Source organism: Oceanobacillus jeddahensis, from assembly GCF_000750635.1.
GTDB lineage: Bacteria > Bacillota > Bacilli > Bacillales > Amphibacillaceae > Oceanobacillus > Oceanobacillus jeddahense.
On sequence record NZ_CCDM010000002.1, the window covers coordinates 583,799 to 608,671 of the forward strand.

At 36.9% G+C, this 24,873-nt stretch carries 27 protein-coding genes; 19 read left to right on the top strand and 8 right to left on the bottom strand.

Features of this window, described 5'->3' with window-relative positions; translation table 11 throughout:
* The 3 genes from thiI to BN986_RS27565 all read left to right on the top strand — a co-directional run bounded on the left by thiI (position 1) and on the right by BN986_RS27565 (position 2,522).
* Positions 1-1,203 carry a tRNA uracil 4-sulfurtransferase ThiI gene (gene thiI, locus BN986_RS10540; RefSeq protein ID WP_040979744.1) on the top strand — a complete coding sequence of 401 codons (1,203 nt, stop codon included), beginning with the start codon at positions 1-3 and terminating at the stop codon, positions 1,201-1,203.
* A gap of 89 nt (positions 1,204-1,292) precedes the next feature.
* A complete protein-coding gene (locus tag BN986_RS10545; RefSeq protein WP_040979745.1) occupies positions 1,293-1,490 on the top strand; it encodes an alpha/beta-type small acid-soluble spore protein in 198 nt (65 codons plus the stop codon).
* 837 nt (positions 1,491-2,327) lie between these two features.
* Positions 2,328-2,522 carry a hypothetical protein gene (locus BN986_RS27565; RefSeq protein ID WP_148417106.1) on the top strand — a complete coding sequence of 65 codons (195 nt, stop codon included), beginning with the start codon at positions 2,328-2,330 and terminating at the stop codon, positions 2,520-2,522.
* An 89-nt stretch (positions 2,523-2,611) separates the two neighbouring features.
* On the opposite strand, the gene BN986_RS10560 is transcribed toward BN986_RS27565, so the two are convergent.
* Positions 2,612-3,409, bottom strand: coding sequence for an NAD kinase (locus BN986_RS10560; RefSeq protein ID WP_040979748.1), 798 nt, complete (start codon positions 3,407-3,409; stop codon positions 2,612-2,614).
* Positions 3,410-3,727: 318 nt separating this feature from the next.
* Here BN986_RS10560 and BN986_RS10570 point away from each other — a divergent pair, with 318 nt between their 5' ends.
* The 5 genes from BN986_RS10570 (at position 3,728) to BN986_RS10590 (ending at position 7,955) form a co-directional block, all read left to right on the top strand.
* On the top strand, positions 3,728-4,288 hold the full coding sequence (locus BN986_RS10570) for a DUF2953 domain-containing protein (protein WP_040979750.1): 561 nt from the start codon (positions 3,728-3,730) through the stop codon (positions 4,286-4,288).
* Positions 4,285-4,800 (top strand): GerW family sporulation protein, encoded by a 516-nt coding sequence (gene ytfJ, locus BN986_RS10575; protein ID WP_040979751.1) that lies wholly within the window; start codon positions 4,285-4,287, stop codon positions 4,798-4,800. Before BN986_RS10570 ends, ytfJ begins: the two co-directional genes overlap by 4 nt.
* Before the next feature lie 93 nt (positions 4,801-4,893).
* Positions 4,894-5,394, top strand: coding sequence for a thiol peroxidase (gene tpx, locus BN986_RS10580; RefSeq protein ID WP_040979752.1), 501 nt, complete (start codon positions 4,894-4,896; stop codon positions 5,392-5,394).
* 362 nt (positions 5,395-5,756) lie between these two features.
* Complete coding sequence (locus BN986_RS10585; RefSeq protein WP_040979753.1) at positions 5,757-6,749, top strand: class I SAM-dependent methyltransferase; 993 nt, start codon at positions 5,757-5,759, stop codon at positions 6,747-6,749.
* Between the two features lie 21 nt (positions 6,750-6,770).
* Positions 6,771-7,955 (top strand): acetate kinase, encoded by a 1,185-nt coding sequence (locus BN986_RS10590; RefSeq protein ID WP_040979754.1) that lies wholly within the window; start codon positions 6,771-6,773, stop codon positions 7,953-7,955.
* A gap of 113 nt (positions 7,956-8,068) precedes the next feature.
* Here the strand turns inward: BN986_RS10590 and BN986_RS10595 are convergent, their stop codons facing one another.
* Together BN986_RS10595 and BN986_RS10600 are read right to left on the bottom strand one after the other, a co-directional pair.
* Positions 8,069-8,497 carry a universal stress protein gene (locus tag BN986_RS10595; RefSeq protein WP_040979755.1) on the bottom strand — a complete coding sequence of 143 codons (429 nt, stop codon included), beginning with the start codon at positions 8,495-8,497 and terminating at the stop codon, positions 8,069-8,071.
* Between the two features lie 320 nt (positions 8,498-8,817).
* Positions 8,818-9,915, bottom strand: coding sequence for a M24 family metallopeptidase (locus BN986_RS10600; RefSeq protein WP_040979756.1), 1,098 nt, complete (start codon positions 9,913-9,915; stop codon positions 8,818-8,820).
* Between the two features lie 196 nt (positions 9,916-10,111).
* Here BN986_RS10600 and BN986_RS10605 point away from each other — a divergent pair, with 196 nt between their 5' ends.
* The 3 genes from BN986_RS10605 to BN986_RS10615 all read left to right on the top strand — a co-directional run bounded on the left by BN986_RS10605 (position 10,112) and on the right by BN986_RS10615 (position 11,896).
* Positions 10,112-10,780, top strand: a complete 669-nt coding sequence (locus tag BN986_RS10605; RefSeq protein ID WP_040979757.1) for a PspA/IM30 family protein — start codon at positions 10,112-10,114, stop codon at positions 10,778-10,780.
* Positions 10,781-10,870: 90 nt separating this feature from the next.
* Entirely contained in the window at positions 10,871-11,557 is a 687-nt protein-coding gene (locus BN986_RS10610; protein WP_040979758.1) for a metal-dependent hydrolase, read from the top strand.
* 111 nt (positions 11,558-11,668) lie between these two features.
* Positions 11,669-11,896: a hypothetical protein gene (locus tag BN986_RS10615; protein WP_040979759.1), complete on the top strand. Its 228-nt coding sequence runs from the start codon at positions 11,669-11,671 to the stop codon at positions 11,894-11,896.
* A 12-nt stretch (positions 11,897-11,908) separates the two neighbouring features.
* Here the strand turns inward: BN986_RS10615 and BN986_RS27000 are convergent, their stop codons facing one another.
* Complete coding sequence (locus BN986_RS27000; RefSeq protein WP_148417107.1) at positions 11,909-12,091, bottom strand: hypothetical protein; 183 nt, start codon at positions 12,089-12,091, stop codon at positions 11,909-11,911.
* A gap of 4 nt (positions 12,092-12,095) precedes the next feature.
* Positions 12,096-12,584: a hypothetical protein gene (locus BN986_RS10620; protein WP_040979760.1), complete on the bottom strand. Its 489-nt coding sequence runs from the start codon at positions 12,582-12,584 to the stop codon at positions 12,096-12,098.
* A gap of 249 nt (positions 12,585-12,833) precedes the next feature.
* Between BN986_RS10620 and BN986_RS10625 the strand changes: the two genes are divergently transcribed.
* The 4 genes from BN986_RS10625 (at position 12,834) to BN986_RS10640 (ending at position 15,222) form a co-directional block, all read left to right on the top strand.
* Positions 12,834-13,049, top strand: coding sequence for a hypothetical protein (locus BN986_RS10625; RefSeq protein WP_040979761.1), 216 nt, complete (start codon positions 12,834-12,836; stop codon positions 13,047-13,049).
* Positions 13,046-13,276, top strand: coding sequence for a YolD-like family protein (locus BN986_RS10630; protein ID WP_040979762.1), 231 nt, complete (start codon positions 13,046-13,048; stop codon positions 13,274-13,276). The genes BN986_RS10625 and BN986_RS10630 overlap by 4 nt, the downstream gene beginning before the upstream one ends.
* A gap of 14 nt (positions 13,277-13,290) precedes the next feature.
* Complete coding sequence (locus BN986_RS10635) at positions 13,291-13,629, top strand: hypothetical protein (RefSeq protein ID WP_148417108.1); 339 nt, start codon at positions 13,291-13,293, stop codon at positions 13,627-13,629.
* A 285-nt stretch (positions 13,630-13,914) separates the two neighbouring features.
* Positions 13,915-15,222, top strand: a complete 1,308-nt coding sequence (locus tag BN986_RS10640; RefSeq protein ID WP_040979764.1) for a DRTGG domain-containing protein — start codon at positions 13,915-13,917, stop codon at positions 15,220-15,222.
* Between the two features lie 359 nt (positions 15,223-15,581).
* Here the strand turns inward: BN986_RS10640 and BN986_RS10645 are convergent, their stop codons facing one another.
* Positions 15,582-15,875, bottom strand: coding sequence for a YtpI family protein (locus tag BN986_RS10645; protein WP_040979765.1), 294 nt, complete (start codon positions 15,873-15,875; stop codon positions 15,582-15,584).
* A gap of 136 nt (positions 15,876-16,011) precedes the next feature.
* Between BN986_RS10645 and BN986_RS10650 the strand changes: the two genes are divergently transcribed.
* A complete protein-coding gene (locus BN986_RS10650; protein ID WP_211198896.1) occupies positions 16,012-16,956 on the top strand; it encodes a DHH family phosphoesterase in 945 nt (314 codons plus the stop codon).
* 139 nt (positions 16,957-17,095) lie between these two features.
* Here the strand turns inward: BN986_RS10650 and ytrI are convergent, their stop codons facing one another.
* Positions 17,096-17,602, bottom strand: a complete 507-nt coding sequence (gene ytrI / locus BN986_RS10655; protein ID WP_040979767.1) for a sporulation membrane protein YtrI — start codon at positions 17,600-17,602, stop codon at positions 17,096-17,098.
* Positions 17,602-17,934 carry a sporulation membrane protein YtrH gene (gene ytrH / locus BN986_RS10660; RefSeq protein ID WP_040979768.1) on the bottom strand — a complete coding sequence of 111 codons (333 nt, stop codon included), beginning with the start codon at positions 17,932-17,934 and terminating at the stop codon, positions 17,602-17,604. Before ytrH ends, ytrI begins: the two co-directional genes overlap by 1 nt.
* Before the next feature lie 217 nt (positions 17,935-18,151).
* On the opposite strand from ytrH, the gene dnaE reads away from it, so the two are divergent.
* The 3 genes from dnaE to accD all read left to right on the top strand — a co-directional run bounded on the left by dnaE (position 18,152) and on the right by accD (position 24,872).
* On the top strand, positions 18,152-21,469 hold the full coding sequence (gene dnaE, locus BN986_RS10665; RefSeq protein WP_040979769.1) for a DNA polymerase III subunit alpha: 3,318 nt from the start codon (positions 18,152-18,154) through the stop codon (positions 21,467-21,469).
* 323 nt (positions 21,470-21,792) lie between these two features.
* On the top strand, positions 21,793-23,031 hold the full coding sequence (gene ystJ, locus BN986_RS10670) for an NADP-dependent malic enzyme (protein ID WP_040979770.1): 1,239 nt from the start codon (positions 21,793-21,795) through the stop codon (positions 23,029-23,031).
* Positions 23,032-24,017: 986 nt separating this feature from the next.
* Positions 24,018-24,872 (top strand): acetyl-CoA carboxylase, carboxyltransferase subunit beta, encoded by an 855-nt coding sequence (gene accD / locus BN986_RS10675; RefSeq protein WP_040979771.1) that lies wholly within the window; start codon positions 24,018-24,020, stop codon positions 24,870-24,872.
* Position 24,873 lies beyond the last annotated feature (1 nt).

Below are 24,873 nucleotides of genomic sequence, written 5' to 3' on the forward strand. Positions count from 1 at the left end.
ATGCAATATGATCATATATTAATCCGTTATGGAGAATTAGCGTTAAAAGGAAAAAATGCGAAACAATTTATATTAAAGCTTCATGATAATATTCATCAAAAAGTAAAAGAATTTGATGGTGTCAAGGTAATGCGGACACAAGGCAGAATGTTTGTTTTATTGAATGGCAATGATCCAGAACCAATCGTGGAGAAATTACGTAATGTTTTTGGTATTCATAGCCTGAGCTTAGCAATTCGTGTGGAGAATGATGTAGAAGAAATGAAAGAAGCTGCGCTTTATGCGTTGCAGCAGGAAGCAAATGTGAAAACATTTAAAATGAGCGTCCGTCGAACAAAAAAAGATTTCCCAAAACGCTCGGGCGAAATGAATCATCTATTAGGCAGTCATTTATTAACAAATACAGACGGAATTACCGTAGATGTACACAATCCTGACTTGGAAATTAAAGTAGAGATAAGGAAGGAAGCTACTTATATTACGAGTGGAACAATTATGTGCCGGGGCGGATTGCCGGTTGGGACCTCCGGGAAGTCACTGCTCTTACTTTCAGGCGGTATTGATAGTCCGGTTGCCGGCTTTTTAGCAATGAAAAGAGGCGTTCATTTAGAGGCCATTCATTTTCATTCTCCGCCGTTTACAAGTGAACGTGCCAAACAAAAAGTATTAGATTTAGCAAAGCAACTGACCAAATATGGAAAATCAATCAAGGTGCATATTGTTCCGTTTACAAAATTACAGCAGGAAATTTTTAGAGAGATGCCTAATGATTATGCAATGACGATTATGCGCCGCGTTATGTTCCGGGTCAGTGAACAGCTTTGTGAACGTGAAGGGATTTTATCTCTGACTACGGGAGAAAATCTTGGACAGGTAGCAAGTCAAACAATGGACAGCATGCATACGATCAACGAAGTAACCAATTATCCAATTATTCGTCCATTAGTTGCGATGGATAAGGATGAGGTCATTCACATTGCACAGGATATCGGAACCTATGAGACATCCATTTTACCATATGAGGATTGTTGTACGATCTTTGTACCGAAGTCTCCAAAAACAAAGCCGAAGCGGGATAAAGTGAATTTTTATGAGTCGAGATATGATTTTACGCCATCAATTGAAGAAGCGATAGAGGGTATTGAGACAATAAAAGTAACGGAGAAGACTTTATTCAATGAAGATTTTACAGATCTATTCTAAGTAATAGATAAAGAAAAAATTACCAAAATAATAAATGCATGTTTTCATCCTGCTTGGCACATTCTATAAGTACCAAGGAGGTGAACAACATGGCAAACAATAACTCAAATCAATTAGTTGTTCCAGGAGTGCAACAAGCACTTGATCAAATGAAATACGAAATTGCTCAGGAATTTGGTGTTCAACTTGGTCCTGACTCAACTTCTCGTGCTAACGGATCTGTTGGTGGAGAAATCACGAAAAGATTAGTAACAATGGCTGAGCAACAATTTGGTGGAACTAAATAATAAAATGAATGGCTGGCTGTCTCTGCTTATGTAGAGGCAGCCTTTAATTTTGATAGAAATGGATGATGATATGATTTATTCCTTTATTACCTCAACTTTTACACCTAAGAATATATATCTTGCTATTTCCGGATTATCAAGTTCTTCTTTATTGTGCTTGCTTTTGATTAAATCAGCTTTTTTTGAACGAATGATAGTGCATAACTCCCGCTCCGGCCAACCACTCCGCTTTCCATGGGGACGGCTTCAGCTAACTTGAAAAGAAGACCGCTTTTCAAGTGGATCTTCAGCTCGCCCTGTTCCCATAGGAGTCTACGTGGTTGGTCTCCGCTGAATTTGGATTCTACAGCGAATGAATGAAATAACATCCTGTTGCGGTGGACGAAATAGTATATCTATCCCTTGATGACACGATCATTCCGTTATTGTAAAAGGTTGGTTTAGCAGTTCGAATCAAAACAGCATGGATAGTTAACATCAGGAATAGCTAGCTTTCATACACAAAAGAAATCATTGCTGAACATTTTTACCATGCACTACGAAAAACCTCTTCTGTCTGATCTACCTTTTTTGTTCAGCTATTCCACGTATAGAGTACCATACTAGCGGAGGCGGATCGTTTTGACTCCTGAGGGATCAGCACCATCTGAAGATCCACTTTTGCCAAGTGCTCTTCTTGGCAAAAGTTAGCTGAAGAGCGTGCCCTTAGGCAGACTAAAGTCGCAACGTCCTGGGGTTGGGGCTGCGATTACTCGCCCCATCAAAAAACCGTTGTACGTCGGTAAGCAAAACGGTCCACCGCAGCGGTATTTTACACTACACCTTCTCTTCTTTTTATTGAAGGAACAATCAACTCCTGTTTCTATGGAAATGAAGTTACTTTCTAATGTGCGAAAGTTGAGTTTATTAATAAAAAATCAGCAAAAAACCTGCGCTTCACGAATGAAGGAGCATATCACAAGTGAAGGGCAGGCTCTGGATAATTGGATCGTGGAAGCAGGTTTCTTACATCGGGCATACATAATGCGTTAAAACCAGCAAGTGAAAGATCGGCTGCCAGCATAAAAGAAACCTTATCCCACCCGGATGGTTGACACTGTACTGCCGGGCTGGGGTTCTTTCTACAAGAAAGTGCGCTGGATACGATTCCAGAAAGTATTGTTTGTCATTTTTACAGTTTTAATTACGGTGTCGTCCATTTCAATATCAACATGATGAATACGTTGCACTGGCCATGCTTCGTTATCCAAACTGATAATTGGATGGTCATTACCGTTCTGAATAACTGCTAATTGTAACTTTCTATCTTTATTTAAAATAAAAGAAGATCCTAGCGTACGGTAGTTATTATTATTTAAAGAAGCAACTTCAGAAACTTGAAAGCTGGAAAGCAACGGATCAATGACCGCTCCATGGGCAGACTTGGAATAGCCGGTACTTCCAGTAGGAGTTGAAACGACCATCCCGTCTCCACGAAATGTTTCAAAATGTTCGTCATCAATTTTGACATCAATAACAATTGTTTTAATAATACTGGAACGCAGAGATACCTCATTTAAACAATAAAAAGGTTTTTCACCATCAACACTTACTTTAATCGTCGGAAAACGACGAACTTCAATTTTATTATTTGTTACTGCATCAATCATTTCATCAAATTTGGTTATACTAAAATCACAATATAATCCAATTTGTTCATCTTCTGTAATACCAGTATAAATACAGTCCTGGCGAAATCCGGTTTGACGGACAGCTTGTAGAAAAGTGCCATCACCACCAAAACTAACAATAATAGATGCCTCTTTAGGGTCACTAACGACTTGTAAACCGTTCTGTTCAGCAGCTGATTTTAAATAGTCTGTTTTATTGCCTTCTTGCCGGGGATGGTAAAAAAAGAAAATGTTATTACGATTTTGCATTTGATAACCTCCAAACAAAATATGATGATGCTGTCATCTTCTGTCACGCTCCTGTTTTCATATTAAAGTCTGACAGGAGCGTCTGAAGTGTGTTTTTCTTATACTTTTCTTTATCACGGAGAACCGCTCGTAAAACTTCCACTGAATGAAGTTTCGTTTTATCTGAAAGAAAAGGCGGGTCTCTTAAAAAATAAGATTGTACTTACTCTTATCATAACATTTTCTAAGCTGTATTTCTCTTTAGAATATGAACAGACAGTGAATGGAAATAAGAAAAAATGATTATTAGATATATTAAATCATTCAGGAGAGCTGATTATGGATAGTTTATACATTTTTTTGATTCTTATTGCAGGAATTGTTTTGATCCTCGTATTTTTTCTGAGAAGCAAATGGGTTGTGAAAATCAATTATCAATTTCCAGAAATGGATAATATGCAAATCTCAGTCTTTTTTTATAACTGGTGTGTACTAAAACAGAAGAAACTGCGTATATCAAGTCAAAAAGAAATGGAAAAAGGATATATTCATTTTTATAAGCTTTTGCGGGAGAAGAAGCTTCATTTGTTAAAAGAACTACGATTTCAAGCTCTACTAAAAGAAATAAAGGTGCTTGAATTGACATGGAGTACAAAAGGCGGAACAGGAAATGCATTTTCCACTTCGATCACCAGTGGGACGATTTGGGCAATGAAAGGCTGGTTGATTGGCTATCTCACGCAACAGCTTGATTTCTGTAAAAATCCACAAATTCATGTTCAGCCTGATTTTCAAAACAGCAGTTTACAGACCAGGTTTTCATGTATGATTTCCTTTCGCTTAGGAAAAACTATTCTAGGAATCATGCGCGTTTTGAAAATAAAGGAGGTAAAAAAATGACAGAACATCCGATAGAAGGGTTAATGTCGAGTGCAATGAAAAATATACAAAAGATGGTTGAAGTCAATACAATTGTAGGCGATCCATTAAAAGCACCAGATGGAACAGTAATTATTCCGGTGTCCAAAGTTGGCTTTGGCTTCGCGGCAGGGGGAAGTGAATTTATGCCTGGAGAAATAAAGTCAAGTGAATTTGAAGAGCATGAGATTCCGTTTGGAGGCGGAAGCGGTGGAGGAGTATCCATCACGCCAGTTGCTTTCTTAGTATTAAAAGAAGGGAATATGGATTTGGTGCATATGGATCAGCATACACATTTATATGAAAAAATAATTGATTTATTACCGGAGTTACTCCAGCGGACAAATAAATCCAGAAAAGGAAAAGACGAAGAACGTAGTGTAGAACAGAAACATCATAAAAAAGAAGAGAAAGAACCAATTAAAGCTGCTGAAAAAGAACCAAAGGAAGAAAAAGGAGAATTGGAATCAATTCTTACTCGTTTTGAAATTTAAGTTTGCAAGTAGTACCTATGATTGGACAGGTAATCGAATAAACCCCATAATAGTAATTGAATTAAAATTGTAAAGATGGGGAGGAGAAATATCATGCCAAAACAAGTTACATTCAAACAAGAACCAGTTACATTATTAGGAGAAGAACAAAAAGTAGGAAATCAAGCTCCTGACTTTACTGTACTTGCAAATGATTTATCTGAGAAAACATTAGCAGATTACGAAGGAAAAACAAAATTAATTAGTGTTGTTCCTTCGCTGGATACTGGTGTATGTTCTGATCAGACTCGTCGTTTTAATGAGGAAGCAGCCAGTTTAGATAATGTGTCTGTGCTGACAATCAGCATGGATTTACCATTTGCTCAAGCACGTTGGTGTGGCGCCAATGGAATTGAAAACGTAGAAACTTTATCCGATCATCGTTCAGCAGATTTCGGTGAGAAGTATGGCGTGCTTATTGAAGAGCTACGGTTGTTATCCCGTTCGATTTTTGTAGTGGATGAAAACAATAAAATTACGTATGTGGAATATGTTCCGGAAGTATCCGATCATCCAGACTATGATGCTGTATTAGAGCATTTAAAATCAAAATAATGACCAATAAAAGCATGATTCTGTTTGAGTCATGCTTTTTAACATGACATAATATGAAACCTCTCTTCACCCTCCTCTCACTAGGTGAACCTACAGCTACCCGTCCCATCAGAAAAAGGTTATACTATAGTGAAATAACACCTCATTTTTGCATGATAGAAAAGTACGATGGATAAGATATCTTAGTATTGATATTTGTCACACGACGCGACTGTTCATATTCGATGAAAGAAAAATAATTGAATGTCTGAGATTTTCTCATCCTCGTAAATATTTTATATGGAAATGATGAAATTTCTTTTACATCTGGTAGAAGTATTGTTAAAATAGAAAGTTGTCAGCTTTGGATAGGAGGACATACTATGGAGCAATCAAATGTCGAGAAATTATTTAAATGTATGGATGAAGTAACTGAAATTATACAAAACGCTAAAAATGAAACCTATCTGGAAAGTTTGATCATAGCCTTAAATACCATCTTAGGTGAGGAAGCTCAAGATGAGTTGGATGATGTTACAAAACACAAGGTTGCAAAACCAATGAAAACATTTAATGAAGAAGAACTTGATGCAGAATCGTATCGAAAAGCATTAAGTCTTTCTATTTTAAAAGGAATGAAAGGCGCGTCACAACAGCAGCATTTAATGACACCTGATACGGTTGGTTTTTTAATCAGTTACCTGGTAAATAAATTGATTGATAAAGAGGGACAAATAAGTCTTTTTGACCCGGCCAGTGGAACAGCTAATTTATTAACAACGGTTTTGAATCAAATGCAAAATCCATTTAAAGCATATGCTTCTGAAGTCGATCCTACATTGATAGAATTAGCAGTGTTAAATGCCAATTTGCAGAAAAAAGAAATTAGCTTCTACCATCAAGATAGTTTAAGACCTTTCCTGATAGAGCCTGTAGATATGGTTGTGACGGATCTTCCAGTTGGATATTATCCGGATGATGTCACAGCAGAGGAATATCAATTAAAGGCGGAGGAAGGTCATTCTTATGCCCACCATTTATTTATTGAGCAGAGCTTGAAGTATTTGAAGGATGGTGGATTCTTTATCGGCGTCATCCCGGAATTTTTATTTGATAGTGATCAATCAGACAAGCTGCATGCATTCTTACAAGAAGCCGCACATATTGTCGGAGTTATACGATTGCCAGAAACATCTTTCAAGTCCAAAAATCAGGCGAAAAGTGTATTAATCTTGCAGAAAAAAGGGAATGGTACAAAAGAACCGAAACAACCGTTACTTGTACAATTGCCTTCATTTAAGAATGCTCAAGCGATGGCAGATATCATCAAACAGGTCAATCAATGGTTTACATCTTATCCAAATAGGATTAAATGAGAATATAGGAGTGGAATGAAAATGAGTAATGTATTAGCAATTAATGCTGGAAGTTCATCTTTAAAATTTCAGCTTATTAAAATGCCGGAAGAAGACGTAGCTGCAATCGGCCTGGTAGAAAGAATTGGATTACCAGAATCTATTTTTAAAATGGAAGCAAATGGGGAAGAGGAAAAAACCGTTACAGACATTCCAGATCACAGTGTGGCAGTAAAAATGTTATTAGATGCTTTAATTTCTCAAGGAATTATTCAATCATTTGATGAGATTGATGCTGTTGGACACCGTGTTGTTCATGGGGGAGAATATTTCTCTGACTCCGTTCTATTAGATGATGAAACGATTCAAAAAATTGAAGAAGTATCGGAACTGGCTCCATTGCATAACCCTGCAAACTTAACTGGAATCAATGCTTTCAAAGAAATTCTGCCAAATGTTCCAATGGTTGCCGTATTTGATACAGCATTCCATCAGTCTATGCCGGCATCTTCTTATTTATATAGCTTGCCAAGAAACTATTATGAAGACTATGGAATTCGTAAATATGGTTTCCACGGAACTTCTCATAAATATGTCTCTGAGCGTGCGGCAGAGCTTTTAGGCAGACCATTGGAAAGCCTTCGTTTGATTTCTTGTCATATTGGTAACGGTGCTAGTGTGACAGCTATTAAAGATGGTAAATCAATTGATACTTCAATGGGCTTCACTCCACTAGCCGGAGTAACGATGGGGACCAGATCTGGAAATATTGACCCTGCCTTGATTCCTTATATTATGCAGCGTACCGGAAAAACCGTTGATGAGGTACTGCATGTATTGAATAAAGAAAGTGGAATGCTGGCATTATCCGGGTTCTCCAGTGATTTACGTGATATTCAGGATGAAGCAGATACAAATGAACGAGCAGAACTTGCGTTAAATGTATTTGCAGGACGTATCCATAAATATATTGGATCGTATGCTGCTAAAATGAATGGCGTAGATGCAATTATTTTCACTGCAGGTGTAGGAGAAAATAGTATTGCTATTCGTGAAAAAATTCTTACTGGTTTAGAATTCATGGGCATTTATTGGGATCCAAAACTAAATGATGTCCGCGGAAAAGAACAATTTATCAACTATCCGCATTCTCCAGTAAAAGTAATGGTCATTCCAACGAATGAAGAAGTCATGATTGCCCGGGATACGGTTCGTTTAAGTCGATAATACTGGTTTTGACCTGGAAAAGCCTTTTTACTCTTAATATTTATGGAGTAAAAAGGCTTTTTAGTACATTTTAATTAGAAAGTAAAAGCTCCTTAAAGATGTGGTTTCTGTTTCTAGCGAATAACAAGTGTATCACAACTAGAATATCTGGTAATGCTTTCAGATACACTTCCAATTAAGAAACGCTCTACTGCGTTCATACCAGTTGCACCACAAATAATTAGATCAGCTTCAAAATTATTAGCTATTTCTTTTGCAATTTTTACTTTAGGAGATCCATACTCAATACAGCGGACGATATCTGTTACACCAGCTGCTTCAGCTTGCTCAACATAATCATCCAATAATTCTTTTGCATACGTTTCTGCTCTTTCAGATAAAGAGCGGTCATATGCTTCAGCTGTGGAAAAAGTACGAGAGTCCACTACATGAGCAAGAATTAGTCGGGCATTGTTTCGTTTAGCGATATCGAGTGATTTACTAAAAGCTTTTTCAGCAGCTTTAGATCCATCTACTGCGACAACAATATTTTTATATTCCATGATTCATCTCCCCTTTCTACTATTATTATATACCTGTTTTGGAAGCGTTACAAACAAATATCTGTAAATCACATAAGATTTCGAAAAATAGTCAAAGATAGAGGGGGAACCCTTTTTCTATTCGAAAAAGGGTTGACAACAAAGCAGATGGCAAATCGAAAATGAAAAAAGCTCCGATTCTGTGTGAATCGAAGCTGGAAATAGATTGGTTATTAAAAATCCGTTTAAGTGCGTGTTCAAAAAGTGCGATAAATAGGACCAAGTCGGCTAAGCTCCTTTTTTCGCCGTGTCCTTTTTATTGGACTTTGTAAACATCCTCTTTAAGAAATTACTTGTAATGTTTTTGGATATTTCGTTAGTTCTAACGGCATATAATTGGTTGTAAACAGCATATCTTCAATTCTTACACCGCCAACGCCTGGTACATAAATGCCCGGCTCAATGGTAAAGCACATACCTGGCTGGATAGCTAATGTATTTTCACTATGCATGGAAGGATATTCATGTGTTTCAATTCCTAATCCATGTCCAAGTCGATGTGTAAAATATTCACCGTATCCTTGTTCTGTAATGTAATTTCTTGCAATTTTATCAAGTTCGCCGACTGCCGTACCAGCTCGGCTTGCCTCAATTGCTTTTTCATTTGCGGTCAGTACTGTATCATATATTTGTTTCTGTTCATCAGTAATATCTCCGAAAGCAACTGTACGGGTAATATCAGAGCAATATCCTTGATAAATAACACCTAAATCAAAAAGAACAAAGCTGTTTTTCTCTAATTGTGTTTTATCCGGATTTCCATGGGGAGATGCTGTTTTCGCACCAAATAATGCCATTGTCTGAAATGACATTTCGCGTATCCCTTGTTTCTTTAGAGCGTGTTCGATGGTTGCTACTACTTCTAACTCAGAGACGCCTTCTTTTAAAGCTTCCACTCCTGTTTTAACACCTAAATCCGCTAAATCTGCAGCCGTTCTTAAGTATTCATGTTCTGTCTTTGATTTAATCAGACGTAGATTCTGAATGGCGTCTGTTGCATCAATATACGTCGTATCTGGAAGAATTTCTTGAAGTAGATTATAGCGATGGACAGTTAAATGATCTTTTTCTACAGCCATGACAGCAGGATTCTTTTCTTGTTTTTTCAAGAAAGCTTGTAGAACCTGCCAAGGATTTTCATGGTCATAGTAGCTTACAATTAAATGTTCCCATCCGGCATTTCTTGCATCTTCTTCTTCCATTTTCGGTAATAAGAAAATAGGATCGATTTCGTCCATCAGGATGATCCCGATAACTCTCTCATGCGGATCAGTGTAGTACCCGCTTAAATAATATACATTTGCTTTGGAACTGATAAAACAGCTATCCGCTTGCTTTTTTTTGAGCTCCGCAAATAAATTATTAATTCTTTCTGACATTGTTCTTTTGCCTCCTAGTCTATTAATATAGCTGATTTTTTTACAGGGCGGATTGAAATAAATAGTATTCTTTAAAAAATTATAGCAGATAATAAGAAAAAATCCGATAAAAATGAAACTTTTTACGAGACCAATCGTATTTCATATTGTACACGAACCGTACATTACTATTACTTATTCCAAGAGGAGGATTTGTATGTTTCAATTTTTTAACCGAATGAAAACAATTGTCAGTTCAGAATTGAATGCAATGATCGATAAGGCGGAAGACCCAGTCAAGATGTTAGATCAGTACTTGAGGGATATGGGCAAGGATATTGAAGAGGTTGAAGCTGCTGTCGCAAAACAAATGGCTAATGAAAAAATGTTGAAGCGCAAAGCAAATGATGCAAAAGCGATGGTCGAAAAGCGTCAAGAGCAAGCGGAAAAAGCAGTAGAAGCAGATAATGATGAATTAGCCAAAAAAGCATTGGAAGATAAAAGACACCAGGAAAAATCGTATGAGTCTTTACAAGCTTCTTGGGAACGTGCTGATGAAGATGTAAAAATTCTTAAAGAAAAATTATCTGAAATGAAAAAAGAATATCAAGAAATGAAATTGAAAAAGGATTCCTTAAAAGCACGTGCAGAATCTGCAAAAACCAGAACAAAAATGAACCGTACGATGTCTTCTATTGGCAGCGATCAATCTCGTCAAGGATTTGAAAGAATGGAAGAAAAAGTGCTGCAATATGAAGCAGAAGCAGAAACTTCAGAAGACTTAAATGAAAGTGCACGTACGCTGGATGATGCATTCAAAGAGCTTGAAAATAATAATGGTGTGGATGATGAATTAGCTGCATTGAAAAAGAAATTTAATAAATAATTTTTGAAAAGATGCATACAAGTAACCAATAGCGGGAAAACACATTACGAAATCAAATAATAATCCAAATCGTCAAAGGAGAGATTTTCAGTGAAAGTATCTTTTCATGGACATTCCGTAGTAAAAGTTGATACAGGAAAGCATCACATCATTATTGACCCGTTTATCAATGGAAATGAGGCATGTGATTTAGATCCAAGTACAGAAAAGGCGGATGTTATTCTGCTGACACATGCTCATAATGATCATGTCGGAGATACAGTGGAAATCGCTAAGAATAATGATGCCTTGGTTGTAGCTCCGAAAGAACTTGCTGATTATATAGCTTCGAATGGTGTGAATGCACACCCTATGCATATCGGCGGTTCTCACGAATTTGACTTTGGGAAAGTGCAATTTACACAAGCCTTTCATGGTTCATCCTATGAAGAAGAGGATGGAACAGTTATTTATGGCGGTATGCCAGGTGGAATTCTTCTTACAGTAAATGGAAAAACCATTTATCACTTGGGAGATACGGCATTATTTACAGATTTAAAAATGTACGGTGAATTAAACGATATTGATATTGCCTTTATTCCAATCGGGGATAACTTTACGATGGGACCAAGTGATGCACTGATTGCAGCTGAATGGGTAAATGCCAAGAAAGTTGTTCCTGTGCATTATAATACTTTCCCACCGATTGTGCAGGACCCGGAAGCTTGGGCCTCTAAAGTGAAGGCTGGCAATGCTCACGCAATGAAAGTTGGCGAAACCCTCGATTTATCTTCTTAAAAAAAGAAATATATTTTCAGTAGAAAACCACGGAGCAGAATGTATCTCCGTGGTTTTCTGCTGCATAGAAATAACGATCTCTCATAGACTTATAAAAAGGGGGAGGTAGCTTTGAAGACAAATATTATTTTAAGATTATTGTTGGTTGCTTTTTTACTTTACATTGCCTGGCCAATGGTTCCGCAATCTACTAGTTCCTTGGAATTCTTGTTTTGGGGGTGCTGGTTATTATTTGCGTTTGTATTTATAGGTGCTAATCTTGCAACACTATTAAAAATGTCCCGTCCACCGGTTATGGAACAGGAGGGACTAACTAAGAATAAACAGCGCAGTCATTGAGTTTCCTCTGTATCAATGGAATAGTATTGTAGAAAAACTGGCAGATGCTGGTGTAGTTGTATCATAAAGGATTGCTGAGAAGTTAAAAAGCATGGACAACCCATATAAACCGATAAACAAAGAAAGGTTAAAGGGGATGCCGGCTAAGCAAGTACTTGAATAGTCGGCATCCCCTTTAAATTCATTTTGTATCAAGGAATTACTGCAATTCAGCAGTTATTGAATCCTTATCCAATTCAAGTATATCAATGACACGTTCTTCTAATTTAATAGCATGTTCTTCAGGGGTTTCACTATCAAAATGATCTCTCATTGCAAATTCTATACTGGATTCATCATTTCCTTTTAGCCAATAAAGACTTATAATATCGTTTACTAATTGAAGCTCTGTCTCATTTAGGATGGGCTCTTCACCTCTGTCTATTTTGTTATCGCTTTCTACACCTAATCTTATCAAGTCCTCATCAATAAAGAGATCGTCAAAGTCAATTTCATTGCCATTATCATCAACAAAGCTTCCATTATGCTCATGCGCTCTTTCTTCGTATAACTCATAACTTTTTACAAAATCATCATAATATTCTTTGGACATGTCGTCTGGTACTGTATTCTTACCAGATGCGTCACTATTGCAACCGACTAATAAAAGAAATGTAATAAATAATATTAGACCCATTTTCACCCGCATTTCTTCACTCCTCGCACTATGTATATACAGGAGGAATTATACCATAACCCAGTTAATAAAACAGCATTTTATTAGGTTGGAATATAGGGTTTCTCCTTGATGGGCTGCTTATGTTTACCATACCAATAGATCGTATTTATTATTTTTACCCTGCTAAAAATTAACAGTACACTTGTTCTGTTTTTGTGGTATACTGATGTTATAAACAGAACAAATATTCGTGAAAATGGCATTCTTGGAGGGGGACGTATGATTGTTTTTTTAACGAATGCAATGAACCGAAAAGAAAAAATCATGATTTATTATATGGATTCTAAGGACGAGGTAAGTCAAAGAATTATTAGAGTAGTACAATTAGGTGATGAAAAAATATTAGCTTATTGTTATTATCGAAAACAGGTTAGAAACTTCAAAATAGACAACATCTTATCGTACGGGCGATTGAAGGGAAGAATGGGAGCATGAAGGATTTGCAAGAGTTAGATAGGAACATATTTCAATTAATGATGGCTCATAAGGATAATCTTTATGTAGAAGTAAAATATTTTAAGGATAATGAATACCATCGAATAGATGGTTATATTGACAGCATCAACTATCAGGAAAGGTATATAGATGTAGTTGATAAGCTAGGATATAAGGAGTTTACAACGATTAAATTTGAAGATATTATTGACGTTTTTATAATATAAAAGAAGGATTATTATTGCGTATTAAGAGTAAGAAAGGAAGAGTATTAGTGAGAAAAAATAATGCTATTCTAATTAGTATTATAATTTTGGCGGTTATAATGGGTGTATTCGGTCAAGATTTTGCGTATTTTTTGAATTGGATTTCCGATGATTTAGAACCGATATATAATTTAACTGTTTTAACAGTAATAAGCGTATCTTTATTTTTAATTGCTATACTTATGACATGTTTTCAGTATATCAGAGGAAAAATCGGGACGAAACAATTAGGTTTATTCATGTTTTTGAGTTTGATTGTAGGATTGGTTGTTTCTGGGTGGTCCATATTTGTTTTAGCCATGTGGTGGGGGTAATTCATTTAATATATGGAAAGAGATAATAAATGGATACTGAATATAGTAGAATAAAAAGAGAGGAAGCCCTCTCTTTTTTACACCTATCCGCGTATTATTTTCAGCCCCAAATTGTTATATTATTATATGTTTTCTTACGCTTTTGTTTTATAATATTTTTATATAAATGTTGATACAGTAAGTTTTTTATAATATTTTTCATTAATATGCTTTAAAATATCTGTATCAGTTGTATAATTAGACTAATAAGTTTTATATAGTACAGTTGAAAGAAGGTGATGGCAGATGGCAACCAAACATGAACAAATTTTACAACATATTTTATCATTACAAGTAGGTAGTAAGATATCTGTCCGTCAAATAGCAAAGGATTTAAATGTTAGTGATGGGACTGCTTATAGAGCGATCAAGGAAGCAGAAAACCAAGGAATAGTAAGTACGATTGAACGCGTAGGGACAATCAGGATTGAAAGGAAAAAGAAAGATAATTTTGAGGAACTGACCTTTGCTGAAATTGTAAATATTATTGATGGACAAGTACTGGGTGGTAGAGACGGGTTACATAAAACACTTAGTAAATTTGTCATTGGAGCAATGCAATTGAACGCTATGATGCGTTATACGCAAGCAGATTCACTGCTGATTGTTGGGAACAGGCTTGAAGCGCATAAACTGGCTTTAGAAGCTGGAGCTGCTGTTCTGATTACAGGAGGCTTTGATACAGATGATGCTGTAAAGCGGCTAGCAAATGAAAAACAATTACCTATTATTTCAACGAGCTACGATACTTTTACAGTTGCAGCAATGATTAACCGTGCCATTTATGATCAATTAATTAAGAAGGAAATTGTTTTTGTAGGAGATATTTCAACCCCGTTTGAGTCCTCCTATTATTTAACGACAAAACAACAGGTCAAGGATTGGTATATTAATAATGAGGTTTCCTCCCATACGCGATTTCCAGTTGTAGATGACCGGATGAAGGTAGTAGGGATGGTTTCTTCTCGTGACATTGTTGGGAAAGATCAGAGTACGTTTATCGATCGTATCATGAGCCGTAGACCGCTCGTTGTTCAAGAGAAAACATCATTAGCTTCGGTGGCACATATGATGGTTTGGGAAGGAATTGAACTCGTTCCAGTGGTGGATGGAGCTCATGAGTTAAAAGGGGTTGTTTCCAGGCAAGATGTATTAAAAGCAATGCAGCAAATACAGAGACAGCCTCAAGTTGGAGAAACAATTGAAGATATTGTAGCTAATAATATGTCGCAGAGTCCCGGGGAAGATGGTATGTTTGAAGCACATGTTATACCGCAAATGACAAATCATTTGGGTACGTTATCGCATGGTGTGTTTACAGCTTTAATTACAGAAGCATGTGAAAAAATGATGAAAATAGAAAAAAAAGCAGAAATTTCGATTGAAAATATTACGGTGTATTTTAGTAAGCCGGTACCAATTGACAGCACGCTGCATGTTAAACCGACTCTACTTGATGTCGGGCGTTTATATGCAAAAATAGATGTAGAGGTAATCCATGGGCAAACTACGGTAGGACGATCATTAATTATGGCTCAGCTGATTAACCGGTAAGGTACCTGTTATAGTTTAACTATTTGTAAAGGCCACGTTTCGACCATTCAAAAAGCATAAAAAAAGAAGCGGGATTAACGAGCGGTGGTAAATCTTTCGACAGAATCAAGTACTGTTTTTATCGTAGTGTAACTGGCTGGGGCCTGCGGTTACTCGCCCCACCGAAAATCATTGCGATTACTCGCCCCGTCGTAAAAGAGTTGTGCGTCGAAAAACCTCCACTGAAAGAAGTTTCACTTTATGATTTAGCAATAAAAAAACAACTGGATCCCTATTGATTCCAGTTGTTTTTAAGCTAAAATGAAGTAAATATATACAAGGCTGCATAATTAGAATATAACGTAACGCCTGAACCTTGCTTATTGCGGGTATAATCTTCTCCACTCTTTTTGATAATGACGCGCTTCCTTAAAGCCGCGGATGAGTTGCATTAATCCTAAAGCAAAGATAGCAAGTCCAATAAACAAACTAAGCTGTGTAAGATAGAGTGTGTACTGATTAATTGCAAAAGCTATTAAAAATGCTCCTAAACAAGATCTGGCTCTGCCATTAAAATATTTTTGAGTTAATGTATTTTTCTCTTTCAGGATTGCTACTTTATAATAGATATAAAAGACTGCTGACACTATAATTATTATTGGAAAGATAACCATTTAACTGCTCCGCTCCTACTTACATATTGTTAAATTATATTTTCATTGTACCTTTTTTTAAATAAGAAAGGAAGTGTAATAATCTTGGCGAGGAGCCGGAATTTATTTTTAAAATATATTCAAGAAGGAGATTGACATGGAAATTACAAAAATTATCGAAGCGATTGAAAAAAATGAGAAAATTATTATCCATCGGCATGTGCGTCCTGATCCAGATGCGATCGGTTCACAGGCTGGTTTAAAGGCTTTAATCAAACATTCTTTTCCAGAAAAAGAAGTCTATGCTGTAGGAGAAGATGTGCCATCCTTGATTTTTTTAGCACAGATGGATCAAGTACCAGATGATATCTACAAGGAAAGTCTAGTTATTGTCTGTGACACTGCAAATCAACCGCGGATTGATGACCAACGTTATCATACGGGAAAGCAGCTGATAAAAATTGATCATCATCCCGTTACAGATTCTTATGGAGATATAGAATGGGTATCCACAGATGCGAGTTCTACCTCAGAGATGATTGTTGAGCTTGCACTAGAAGCGCAGCCTCGGGGCTGGGCATTAAACAATGAGGCAGCACGACTATTATATGCAGGAATCGTTGGCGATACAGGAAGGTTTAAATTTCCTAGTACAACTGTCAAAACGTTTCAATATGCAGGAGAATTAGTTCGCTATGATTTTGACCGGACAGCTTTATATGATACATTATATCAAGCAGAAGAAAAGGTACTACGATTGAGTGGACATATTTTACAGCATTTTAAGTTAACGGACAATGGATTATGTGTTATTAAATTAACGGAGAATTTATTGAAAGAATTTGATGTTACTGTAGAGGAAACGAATCAGCTTGTACAGGTGGTAGCTGATGTAAAAGGGATCAAATCATGGGTGTTTTTTATTGAAGAACCTGAGCAAATTCGAGTACGTATCCGCTCAAAGGGAGTTGTTATTAACCAAGTTGCTAAGAAATATAATGGGGGAGGTCATCCATTAGCTTCTGGTGCAACGGTGTACACATGGGACGAGGCAAGAGATTTAATAGCTGATTTAGAAAAAGTATGCGGGGAAAATGTTTAACAGAATGATGAATATTGGGATGGTAGATTCCAATTAGATTTAACTAATAAATATACAGAGGCTGTTATGCTTAAAGATATCTATCAAAGCAATAACAGCCTTCGTTTCATGAAATAAACGCGGTTGGCGGTTACGCAAATTATCTAACCGAATCAGGCAAAACAACGATTTTTAATTCGGATCCCAATGCAATAATTTGACTTACAGTAAATTGATAGCTCATGCTGTCAAGGGTGAAGGCTTTATTTTCAATCGTTGAGATAAGCAGATCGTCTGATCGCGATATCAGCTCAACTTCTTCGCCCACGACATGATCAATCTCATCACGAATGAGAGCACGCAGCTGATCCTGCATTAATAAGTCAATTCTCATAGAATCTGGATCTTCAATTTCGATGGTGATTTTTGAAATGGTAAGTGGTTGTTTCGATTGCTCACTTAAATCTTCTTTATCCTTAAGCAGTGTTTGATTGGTATGCTCTAGCTCAGTTACTTCATTAGACAGTTCGATATTTTCTTTTAACATATCTTCATACATCGTTCCGTACATATACGTGAAGACAATGTAAGAAATAATGCTGCCAAAAAAGAAACCGACAAAAATAAGCTGCCAGTTTGTTTTTTTATGATAAGGAGGGATATGCATTAGGGAACATCTCCTTGTGAAAACCATTGAATAATAATTAGGCCAACCTTTACACCACCCATTGCAGATAAAATTAACAGGATTTGTTTTATTAAATCCATTGGTGTACCGTCGAATAATCCTCTTTCAAAGTTAGCGATTGCATCAAAGGTACCGCCGATTGCAGCAACAATCCCCCATATTCTTAAGCGTTCTGCGATTCGATTCATGGAGGTTAGAGCAGCATCTCCAGTCGCAAAATCTCCAATGCTCCCGATAATAGAGCCTCCGATGATAACTCCTAATGCAATGAAAAAACAATGAATAAATGCAGCAAAAAAACGTTCCTCCATATGGACACTCCTCGCACTATAGCTTGTCTTATAATTGGCAACTCTTATGGTTGGAGGTGCTATATTCTATCCTATGAATGAAGGGAACGAGATATGAGAAAAACTAATGCTATAGGTACATATGTACTTTTTTGGCAAATAAGGCATTAGTCTAATTGCTTGGCGAATGCTAAGTTTTCTAATTATAATAGACATAGTAGAAAGAAGGCGGGATAGAATGACGTACACACATATATCAGTGAAAAGCGGCTACAGTTTAATGGAGAGCACGATTTCTATACAAAAGCTTGTTCAAAAAGCGAAAAAATTTCATGCTCAAAGCTTATGTTTAACTGATGAAGCTGTTCTTTACGGGGCCGTTTCTTTCTATAAAGCTTGTATGGATCAAGGAATAAAACCAATTATTGGAATGAGTGTTCCTGTTCAAATGGAAGGAAATGAGCGGAGTTATCCGTTTATTGTACTTGCCAAAAACAAGAATGGCTATCAACAGCTGTTATCCTTAAGTACCTATTTACAAACAAATCATATGGATAAATTACCTATTGAACAGCTTACGGAATATACAGAGGGTATCATTGGTGTGGCGTCTGGAAAAGCGCTTCTGCAAGACGTCAACGATACCATGGAAACGGACAACCAATTACTTGTACAACAAATGAAAAGGGTTGAATCATACTTTCAAACAGGTGATTTTTATGTTGGAATTGATCCCCAGTTACATCAACTTCAACTTTGGCAAGAGATGGACTTCACTTATGTTGCTATGCAGGATGTTCTATATTTAGATGAGCAGGATGTATTCGCTTATGATTGTTTGCAAGCAATGCGCTACGGGAAGCATTGGATTCCAAAACAGAAAGAACAGTTGCCTACAGGGCATCATTTTACTTCTCCAGAGGAAATGAAACAATTATTTTATGCTTGGCCGGAACTACTGGATAAGACCGAAGAAATCACGGATAAATGTACAACCTACTTGCATTTTGATGAGCAGCATCTGCCATCCTTTCCAACACCAAATCAATTATCAGCAGATGCCTACTTACGAGAATGCTGTGAAAAAGGGTTAAAGGAGCGTTATCCAACCATTACAGAGACGCATAGAGAGCGATTAGAATACGAACTGAAAACAATTATAAATATGAATTATAGTGATTATTTTTTAATTGTTGCTGATTTTATTCAATTTGCGAAAACGAATCACATTATGGTTGGACCAGGCAGGGGGTCTTCAGCAGGATCTATTGTAGCTTATATTTTAGGGATTACAGAAGTTGATCCATTAAAATATAATCTGTTATTCGAACGTTTTTTAAATCCAGAAAGGCAAACCATGCCAGATATTGATGTAGATTTCTCTGATATTCGACGTGATGAAGTGATTGATTATGTTAGAGATAAATATGGTAAGGACCATGTTGCACAGATTATTACTTTTGGAACGTATGCAACTCGTTCCATCCTTCGTGAATTGATGAAAACAATGAATATCCATGATCAAGATGTCAGCTATATTTTACGCGAGATGAAGCGGGCGTCTTCAAAAAGTATTCAAAGGTTGTTACAAGATTCAGTGGAATTAGCAACGTATGTGAAATCATCTGAAAAGCTGAAAACGTTATTTTCCATTGCAATGAAGCTGGAGGGGTTACCAAGAAACGTATCCACACATGCTGCGGGTGTTGTCATTAGTGAACAGCCGTTAGTGACAGATGTTCCTTTAACCAGCGGTACAGGCGAAACCTATTTGACGCAATATGCAATGAACGAACTGGAAGCTGCAGGGTTGTTAAAAATGGACTTTTTGGGGCTTAGAAACCTTTCGTTAATAGAAAGAGTTACGAAAAGTGTAGCATATACGCATAAAAAAAATGACATACTAACGGATATCCCGGAGCAGGATGAAAAAACTTTTGCCATGCTGCGAAAAGGAGAGACCAGTGGTGTCTTTCAATTAGAGTCAGCGGGAATGCAAAATGTTCTTAAAGAACTGCAGCCGTCTTCATTTGAGGATATTGTGGCGGTGAATGCACTGTACCGACCGGGCCCAATGGATTTTATCCCTGTTTATATCCGACGAAAATTTAAGCAAGAACCTGTAACCTACCCGCATCCGGATTTAGAGCCAATTTTAAAATCAACATACGGTGTGCTTATTTATCAGGAACAGATTATGCAAATTGCTCACCGTATTGCAGGGTTCAGTTTAGGGGATGCGGATATTTTAAGAAGAGCTGTAAGTAAGAAGAAGAAAGAAGTTATGCAGGAACAAGAGCAAGCTTTTATAAAAGGGTGTTTAAAAAATGGCTATTCTCAAGCGGTAGCGGGAGAGATTTTCAGCTGGATTGTTCGCTTTTCCAATTATGGATTTCCGAGAAGCCATGCAGTAGCATATAGTAAAATATCCTATCAGCTCAGCTTTCTAAAAGCGCATTATCCAGAAGTATTTTTTTCATGCTTGTTAACAGATGCCAAAAATCAACCTGAAAAGTTATTAGCTTATCAAGAGTCATTAAAAGAAATTAATATCGATATACTTCCGCCGCATATTAATAGGAGCTATCAGCAATTTACAGTTGAAAAAAAAGGAATACGTGCAGGGCTGGCTGCGATTAAAGGAATCAGCTATCAGGCATTACTTCATGTTTTAGAGATTCGAAAAGAAGCCCCGTTCACCAGTTTTTTTGATTTTTGTATGCGTATTGATATTAAAAAAGTAAACCGCGCTGCCATAAAAAATCTTATTTTAGCCGGTTCATTTGATACTTTTCATTCCAATCGGGCAAGTCTGATTGAATCTATTGCGCCAGCTCTTGAACAAAAAGAGCTTTTTCAGGGAATGTATGAAGATGCTTCTTTATTTCATGATGCATTGGAATATACCGAAACAGCGGATTATTCCATGATGCAGAAGCTTCATTTTGAAAAAGAATTGATGGGTATCTATATATCGAATCATCCGTTTGAAAGCTATCGGAATGTGTTAAGAGCGAATGGAATTGTTTCTTTCAAACAGGCAGATCAGTTTACTGACAAGCGAAAAGATATTTTTACAGCCGGTGTAGTGGAAGAAATAAAAGTTATTCGTACAAAAAATAGAGAAAGAATGGCCTTTTTAACTGTCTCCGATGAGGATAAAAAGAGAGACGCTGTTATCTTTCCAGACTTATTTCGTCAAATTTCGAACCATCTGGAAGAAGAGCAGATCGTTTGGATGCGTGTTACTGTAGAAAAAAGAAATCAGAAGCTCCAGTTTGTTATAAAAGAAATAGCTGCTTTTGACCTTTCTGAAGTAGGTTTCCCAGAAACAAAAAAATTGTTTATACGATTGACCGATCAAGATAAAAGCAGTGCTTTAAAATATTTACAGCAGCTGGCTGATCAGCATCCAGGAAAGACACCAGTGATCGTATATAATTCGGTAGATAAGGAAACGTACCAGCTTGCAACCAATTATTCTCTTCAGTTGAGCGAAAAAGAAATGAAGCAGTTAAAAAATTATTTTGGAAATGATAATGTAATAGAGAGATGATTCAGCTCCTTTAAATGTGTATCATTTTATCCATATTTTTATGTTTATTATAGAGCTATGAAAGTTGATTGGAAAGATTTTATACGTTAGAAATACTCGCATTCACTCCTCTATTACTCGTACAAAATGCGTAAGTAATAGAGGAGCGAATATTTAAGTTTTCCAATACACCATGTAATGACAGAAGATCGTAATTTTATGGTTATAGTTACTTTACACAAGTGTCCGATCTGTTATAATAAAAGGGATTTAAATGGCTTGGCCCAATATGTAAGCGTAATTATTTTACATATTACTTACTGTATTCAAAGGAGCGGAATTCAATGGCAAACCTACGAGATGAAGCATTACATTTACACAAACTAAAGCAAGGAAAATTGGAAGTGAAAACAAAGGTACCGGTCAAAAATAAAGAGGATTTAAGTTTAGCATATTCTCCTGGTGTAGCAGAGCCTTGTAAAGAAATCTATGAACGAAAAGAAACCGTCTATGACTATACAATGAAGGGGAATATGGTCGCGGTAGTTAGTGATGGATCTGCTGTTTTAGGTCTTGGGAATATTGGTGCAGAAGCTTCCTTACCTGTAATGGAAGGAAAAGCAGTATTATTTAAAGGGTTCGCAGGAGTGGATGCGTTTCCGATCTGCCTTGACACCCAAGATGTAGATAAAATTGTGGAGACGGTTAAATTAATGGAGCCAACCTTTGGTGGAGTTAATCTGGAAGATATTGCAGCACCAAATTGCTTTATTATAGAAGATCGGTTAAAGAGTGAAACCAATATTCCTATTTTTCATGATGATCAACATGGTACGGCAATTGTAACTGTTGCAGGGCTGATGAATGCTTTAAAGTTGGTAGATAAAGATTTTTCTAATATAAAAGTTGTAGCGAATGGAGCAGGTGCAGCAGGTATTGCAATTATTCGATTATTAAAGAGTCTTGGCGTTCATGATATGATTATGTGTGATTCTCGGGGAGCAATTTATGAAGGGCGTCCTCAAGGAATGAATAAAGTAAAAGAAATGGTCGCAAAATATACGAACGCTCAGAAAATCGAAGGAAGCCTGGAAGATGTATTAGAAGGTGCAGATGTATTTATCGGCGTTTCAGTAGGTGGAGCTTTAACGAAAGAAATGGTAAAGAAAATGAATGATGATTCGATTATTTTTGCGATGGCAAACCCGGACCCGGAAATCTTGCCTGATGATGCAAAAGAAGCCGGGGCAAAAGTTATTGGTACAGGCCGCTCGGATTTTCCAAACCAGGTAAATAATGTGCTTGCTTTTCCAGGGATTTTCCGGGGAGCTCTGGATGTGAGAGCAACGCGTATTAATGAAGAAATGAAAATTGCTGCTGCAGAGGGAATTGCTTCCTTGATTGCAGAAGGTGATTTAAATGAAGATTATGTTATTCCTTCTCCTTTTGATGACAGAGTTGCCCCGCTTGTTGCCAAACATGTAGCTGAAGCAGCGATGAAAACAGGTGTGGCCCGTATTCAAGTAGATTCAGAAGAAGTAGCAGAAAAGACAAGGCGCCTTACAAAAGAAATTAATAAATAGGTTGATCTAACAATTATCCCCTGAGACATTTTATTTTGTTAAAAGTGTTTTGGGGGTATTTTATCGCAGTGTAACTGGCTGGGGCTGGGACTGCGATTACCAATGTTGTCAGGTTAGTGAATTTCATTAAGATTATGTTTGATACTGGTAGATAGCAATAAGGCTAACTAGCGGAGGAAAAACACGGAGACTCCTGTGGGAAAGCGTGGAGGGAAGACCCCACAGAAAAAAAAGCGAACTTCTTTTTTTTGAGGAGGCTGTACTCAAGCCCACGGAAAGCGTAGTGTTTTTCTGGGGTTGCGATTACTCACCCCACCATAACCCGTCGCAGCGGTCGTATTAACCTGACAACATTAATGCGATTACTCGTCCCATCGTAAAGAGTTGTGTGTCGAAAAAACACCCACTGAGTGAAGTTTCACTTTATGTTAAAATTAAATTTAAAAAAAGTACATTGCTATTTGAGGTAAACTTTTTATTTTACATTTTTATATTGAACGCAGCAGGAATAGAATATTAAAGCAGGATCAAACCACTTCTATTCACTTTTGATATATAAATAAATTAGTATTGATTACAACAACGTGATTGCACGACTTGCCATCAGGTGGTAATCTATTGGTTGGGTTTCTATTTCATTTTTATAAAATAACTATAAAATGAAAAGTAAAAAAGCAAATAAACCAATGCTTTAGGAAAAGGAACTTCTACTAAGAACACCCGTCTCCTTTAATAATTTGTTTAGCTTGCTTTTTCGTTCCTTAAAAAGGTTCTTCTTTTTACACCCAAGGGCAGAGGTACGACGTTAGCCAACTGTTTCTTTTTAAACACACACTATTATAACTCAGTAAAATAGTTTACAATGGTAAGATAAGAAAAACGTTCTTACTTGAAAACTCTATTTGAATGCTAGTTAATATTTGCAATTTATTTATTATATATATTATACAAACGTGAACTAGCAGTAGAAAAAGGGGGGATAGACCTTGCCACTTAAAGATTTTTTCGGCAAGCGTAAGAAGTATGCATCGATTCCGAGCGATAAAGCAAAAGTAGATGTTCCAGAGGGGTTAATGCAGAAGTGTGATAATTGTAAGCAGATTTATTATCGAAAAGAAATCGTTAAATCTTTATATGTTTGCCCAAACTGCGGATACCACCATCCGATGACCGCATGGGCAAGAATTGAGAGTTTGTTCGACGAAGGAACATTTAAAGAGTGGGATGCAGGACTAACTTCATCTAATCCACTAGATTTTCCTGATTATGAATCAAAGATAAAAAAAGACCGCCAGAAGACAGGGCTGAATGAAGGAATTGTTACTGGAACGGGTGCTATTGATGATAATCAGATTGCATTTGCAGTGATGGATTCCAATTTTCGTATGGGAAGTATGGGTTCTGCAATTGGAGAAAAAATAACAAGAGCCATTGAAAATGCCAGAAAGGAGTCTATTCCTTTTATTATATTTACAGCATCTGGTGGAGCACGTATGCAGGAAGGGCTTTTGAGTTTAATGCAGATGGCGAAAACTTCCTTTGCTGTGAAACGGTTTAGAGACAGCGGTAATTTAATGATTTCTGTGATGACTCATCCAACTACTGGTGGTGTATCTGCTAGTTTTGCATCTATTGGAGATTATAACTTTGCCGAGCCGGGAGCACTCATTGGTTTTGCCGGCCGCAGAATTATTGAGCAGACGATCCGTGAAAAACTGCCAAATGATTTTCAGACAGCTGAATTTCAGCTGGAGCATGGACAAGTAGATAAGGTGATTCACCGTCATGTTATGAAAAAAAAACTTGGAAAGATTCTTTCCATGCATGTGGATGGGAGGTAAC

Coding starts and splice junctions, on each gene's coding strand:
- BN986_RS10545 (WP_040979745.1), top strand. CDS start 1,293: ATGGCAAACAATAACTCAAATCAATTAGTTGTTCCAGGAGTGCAACAA.
- BN986_RS10650 (WP_211198896.1), top strand. CDS start 16,012: ATGGAAATTACAAAAATTATCGAAGCGATTGAAAAAAATGAGAAAATT.
- BN986_RS10605 (WP_040979757.1), top strand. CDS start 10,112: ATGTTTCAATTTTTTAACCGAATGAAAACAATTGTCAGTTCAGAATTG.
- ytrI (WP_040979767.1), bottom strand. CDS start 17,602: ATGCATATCCCTCCTTATCATAAAAAAACAAACTGGCAGCTTATTTTT.
- BN986_RS10595 (WP_040979755.1), bottom strand. CDS start 8,497: ATGGAATATAAAAATATTGTTGTCGCAGTAGATGGATCTAAAGCTGCT.
- BN986_RS10640 (WP_040979764.1), top strand. CDS start 13,915: ATGGCAACCAAACATGAACAAATTTTACAACATATTTTATCATTACAA.
- tpx (WP_040979752.1), top strand. CDS start 4,894: ATGCCAAAACAAGTTACATTCAAACAAGAACCAGTTACATTATTAGGA.
- dnaE (WP_040979769.1), top strand. CDS start 18,152: ATGACGTACACACATATATCAGTGAAAAGCGGCTACAGTTTAATGGAG.
- BN986_RS10590 (WP_040979754.1), top strand. CDS start 6,771: ATGAGTAATGTATTAGCAATTAATGCTGGAAGTTCATCTTTAAAATTT.
- BN986_RS10645 (WP_040979765.1), bottom strand. CDS start 15,875: ATGGTTATCTTTCCAATAATAATTATAGTGTCAGCAGTCTTTTATATC.
- BN986_RS10585 (WP_040979753.1), top strand. CDS start 5,757: ATGGAGCAATCAAATGTCGAGAAATTATTTAAATGTATGGATGAAGTA.
- ytrH (WP_040979768.1), bottom strand. CDS start 17,934: ATGGAGGAACGTTTTTTTGCTGCATTTATTCATTGTTTTTTCATTGCA.
- ytfJ (WP_040979751.1), top strand. CDS start 4,285: ATGACAGAACATCCGATAGAAGGGTTAATGTCGAGTGCAATGAAAAAT.
- BN986_RS10630 (WP_040979762.1), top strand. CDS start 13,046: ATGAAGGATTTGCAAGAGTTAGATAGGAACATATTTCAATTAATGATG.
- BN986_RS10570 (WP_040979750.1), top strand. CDS start 3,728: ATGGATAGTTTATACATTTTTTTGATTCTTATTGCAGGAATTGTTTTG.
- thiI (WP_040979744.1), top strand. CDS start 1: ATGCAATATGATCATATATTAATCCGTTATGGAGAATTAGCGTTAAAA.
- BN986_RS10620 (WP_040979760.1), bottom strand. CDS start 12,584: ATGCGGGTGAAAATGGGTCTAATATTATTTATTACATTTCTTTTATTA.
- BN986_RS10600 (WP_040979756.1), bottom strand. CDS start 9,915: ATGTCAGAAAGAATTAATAATTTATTTGCGGAGCTCAAAAAAAAGCAA.
- BN986_RS10625 (WP_040979761.1), top strand. CDS start 12,834: ATGATTGTTTTTTTAACGAATGCAATGAACCGAAAAGAAAAAATCATG.
- BN986_RS10560 (WP_040979748.1), bottom strand. CDS start 3,409: ATGCAAAATCGTAATAACATTTTCTTTTTTTACCATCCCCGGCAAGAA.
- ystJ (WP_040979770.1), top strand. CDS start 21,793: ATGGCAAACCTACGAGATGAAGCATTACATTTACACAAACTAAAGCAA.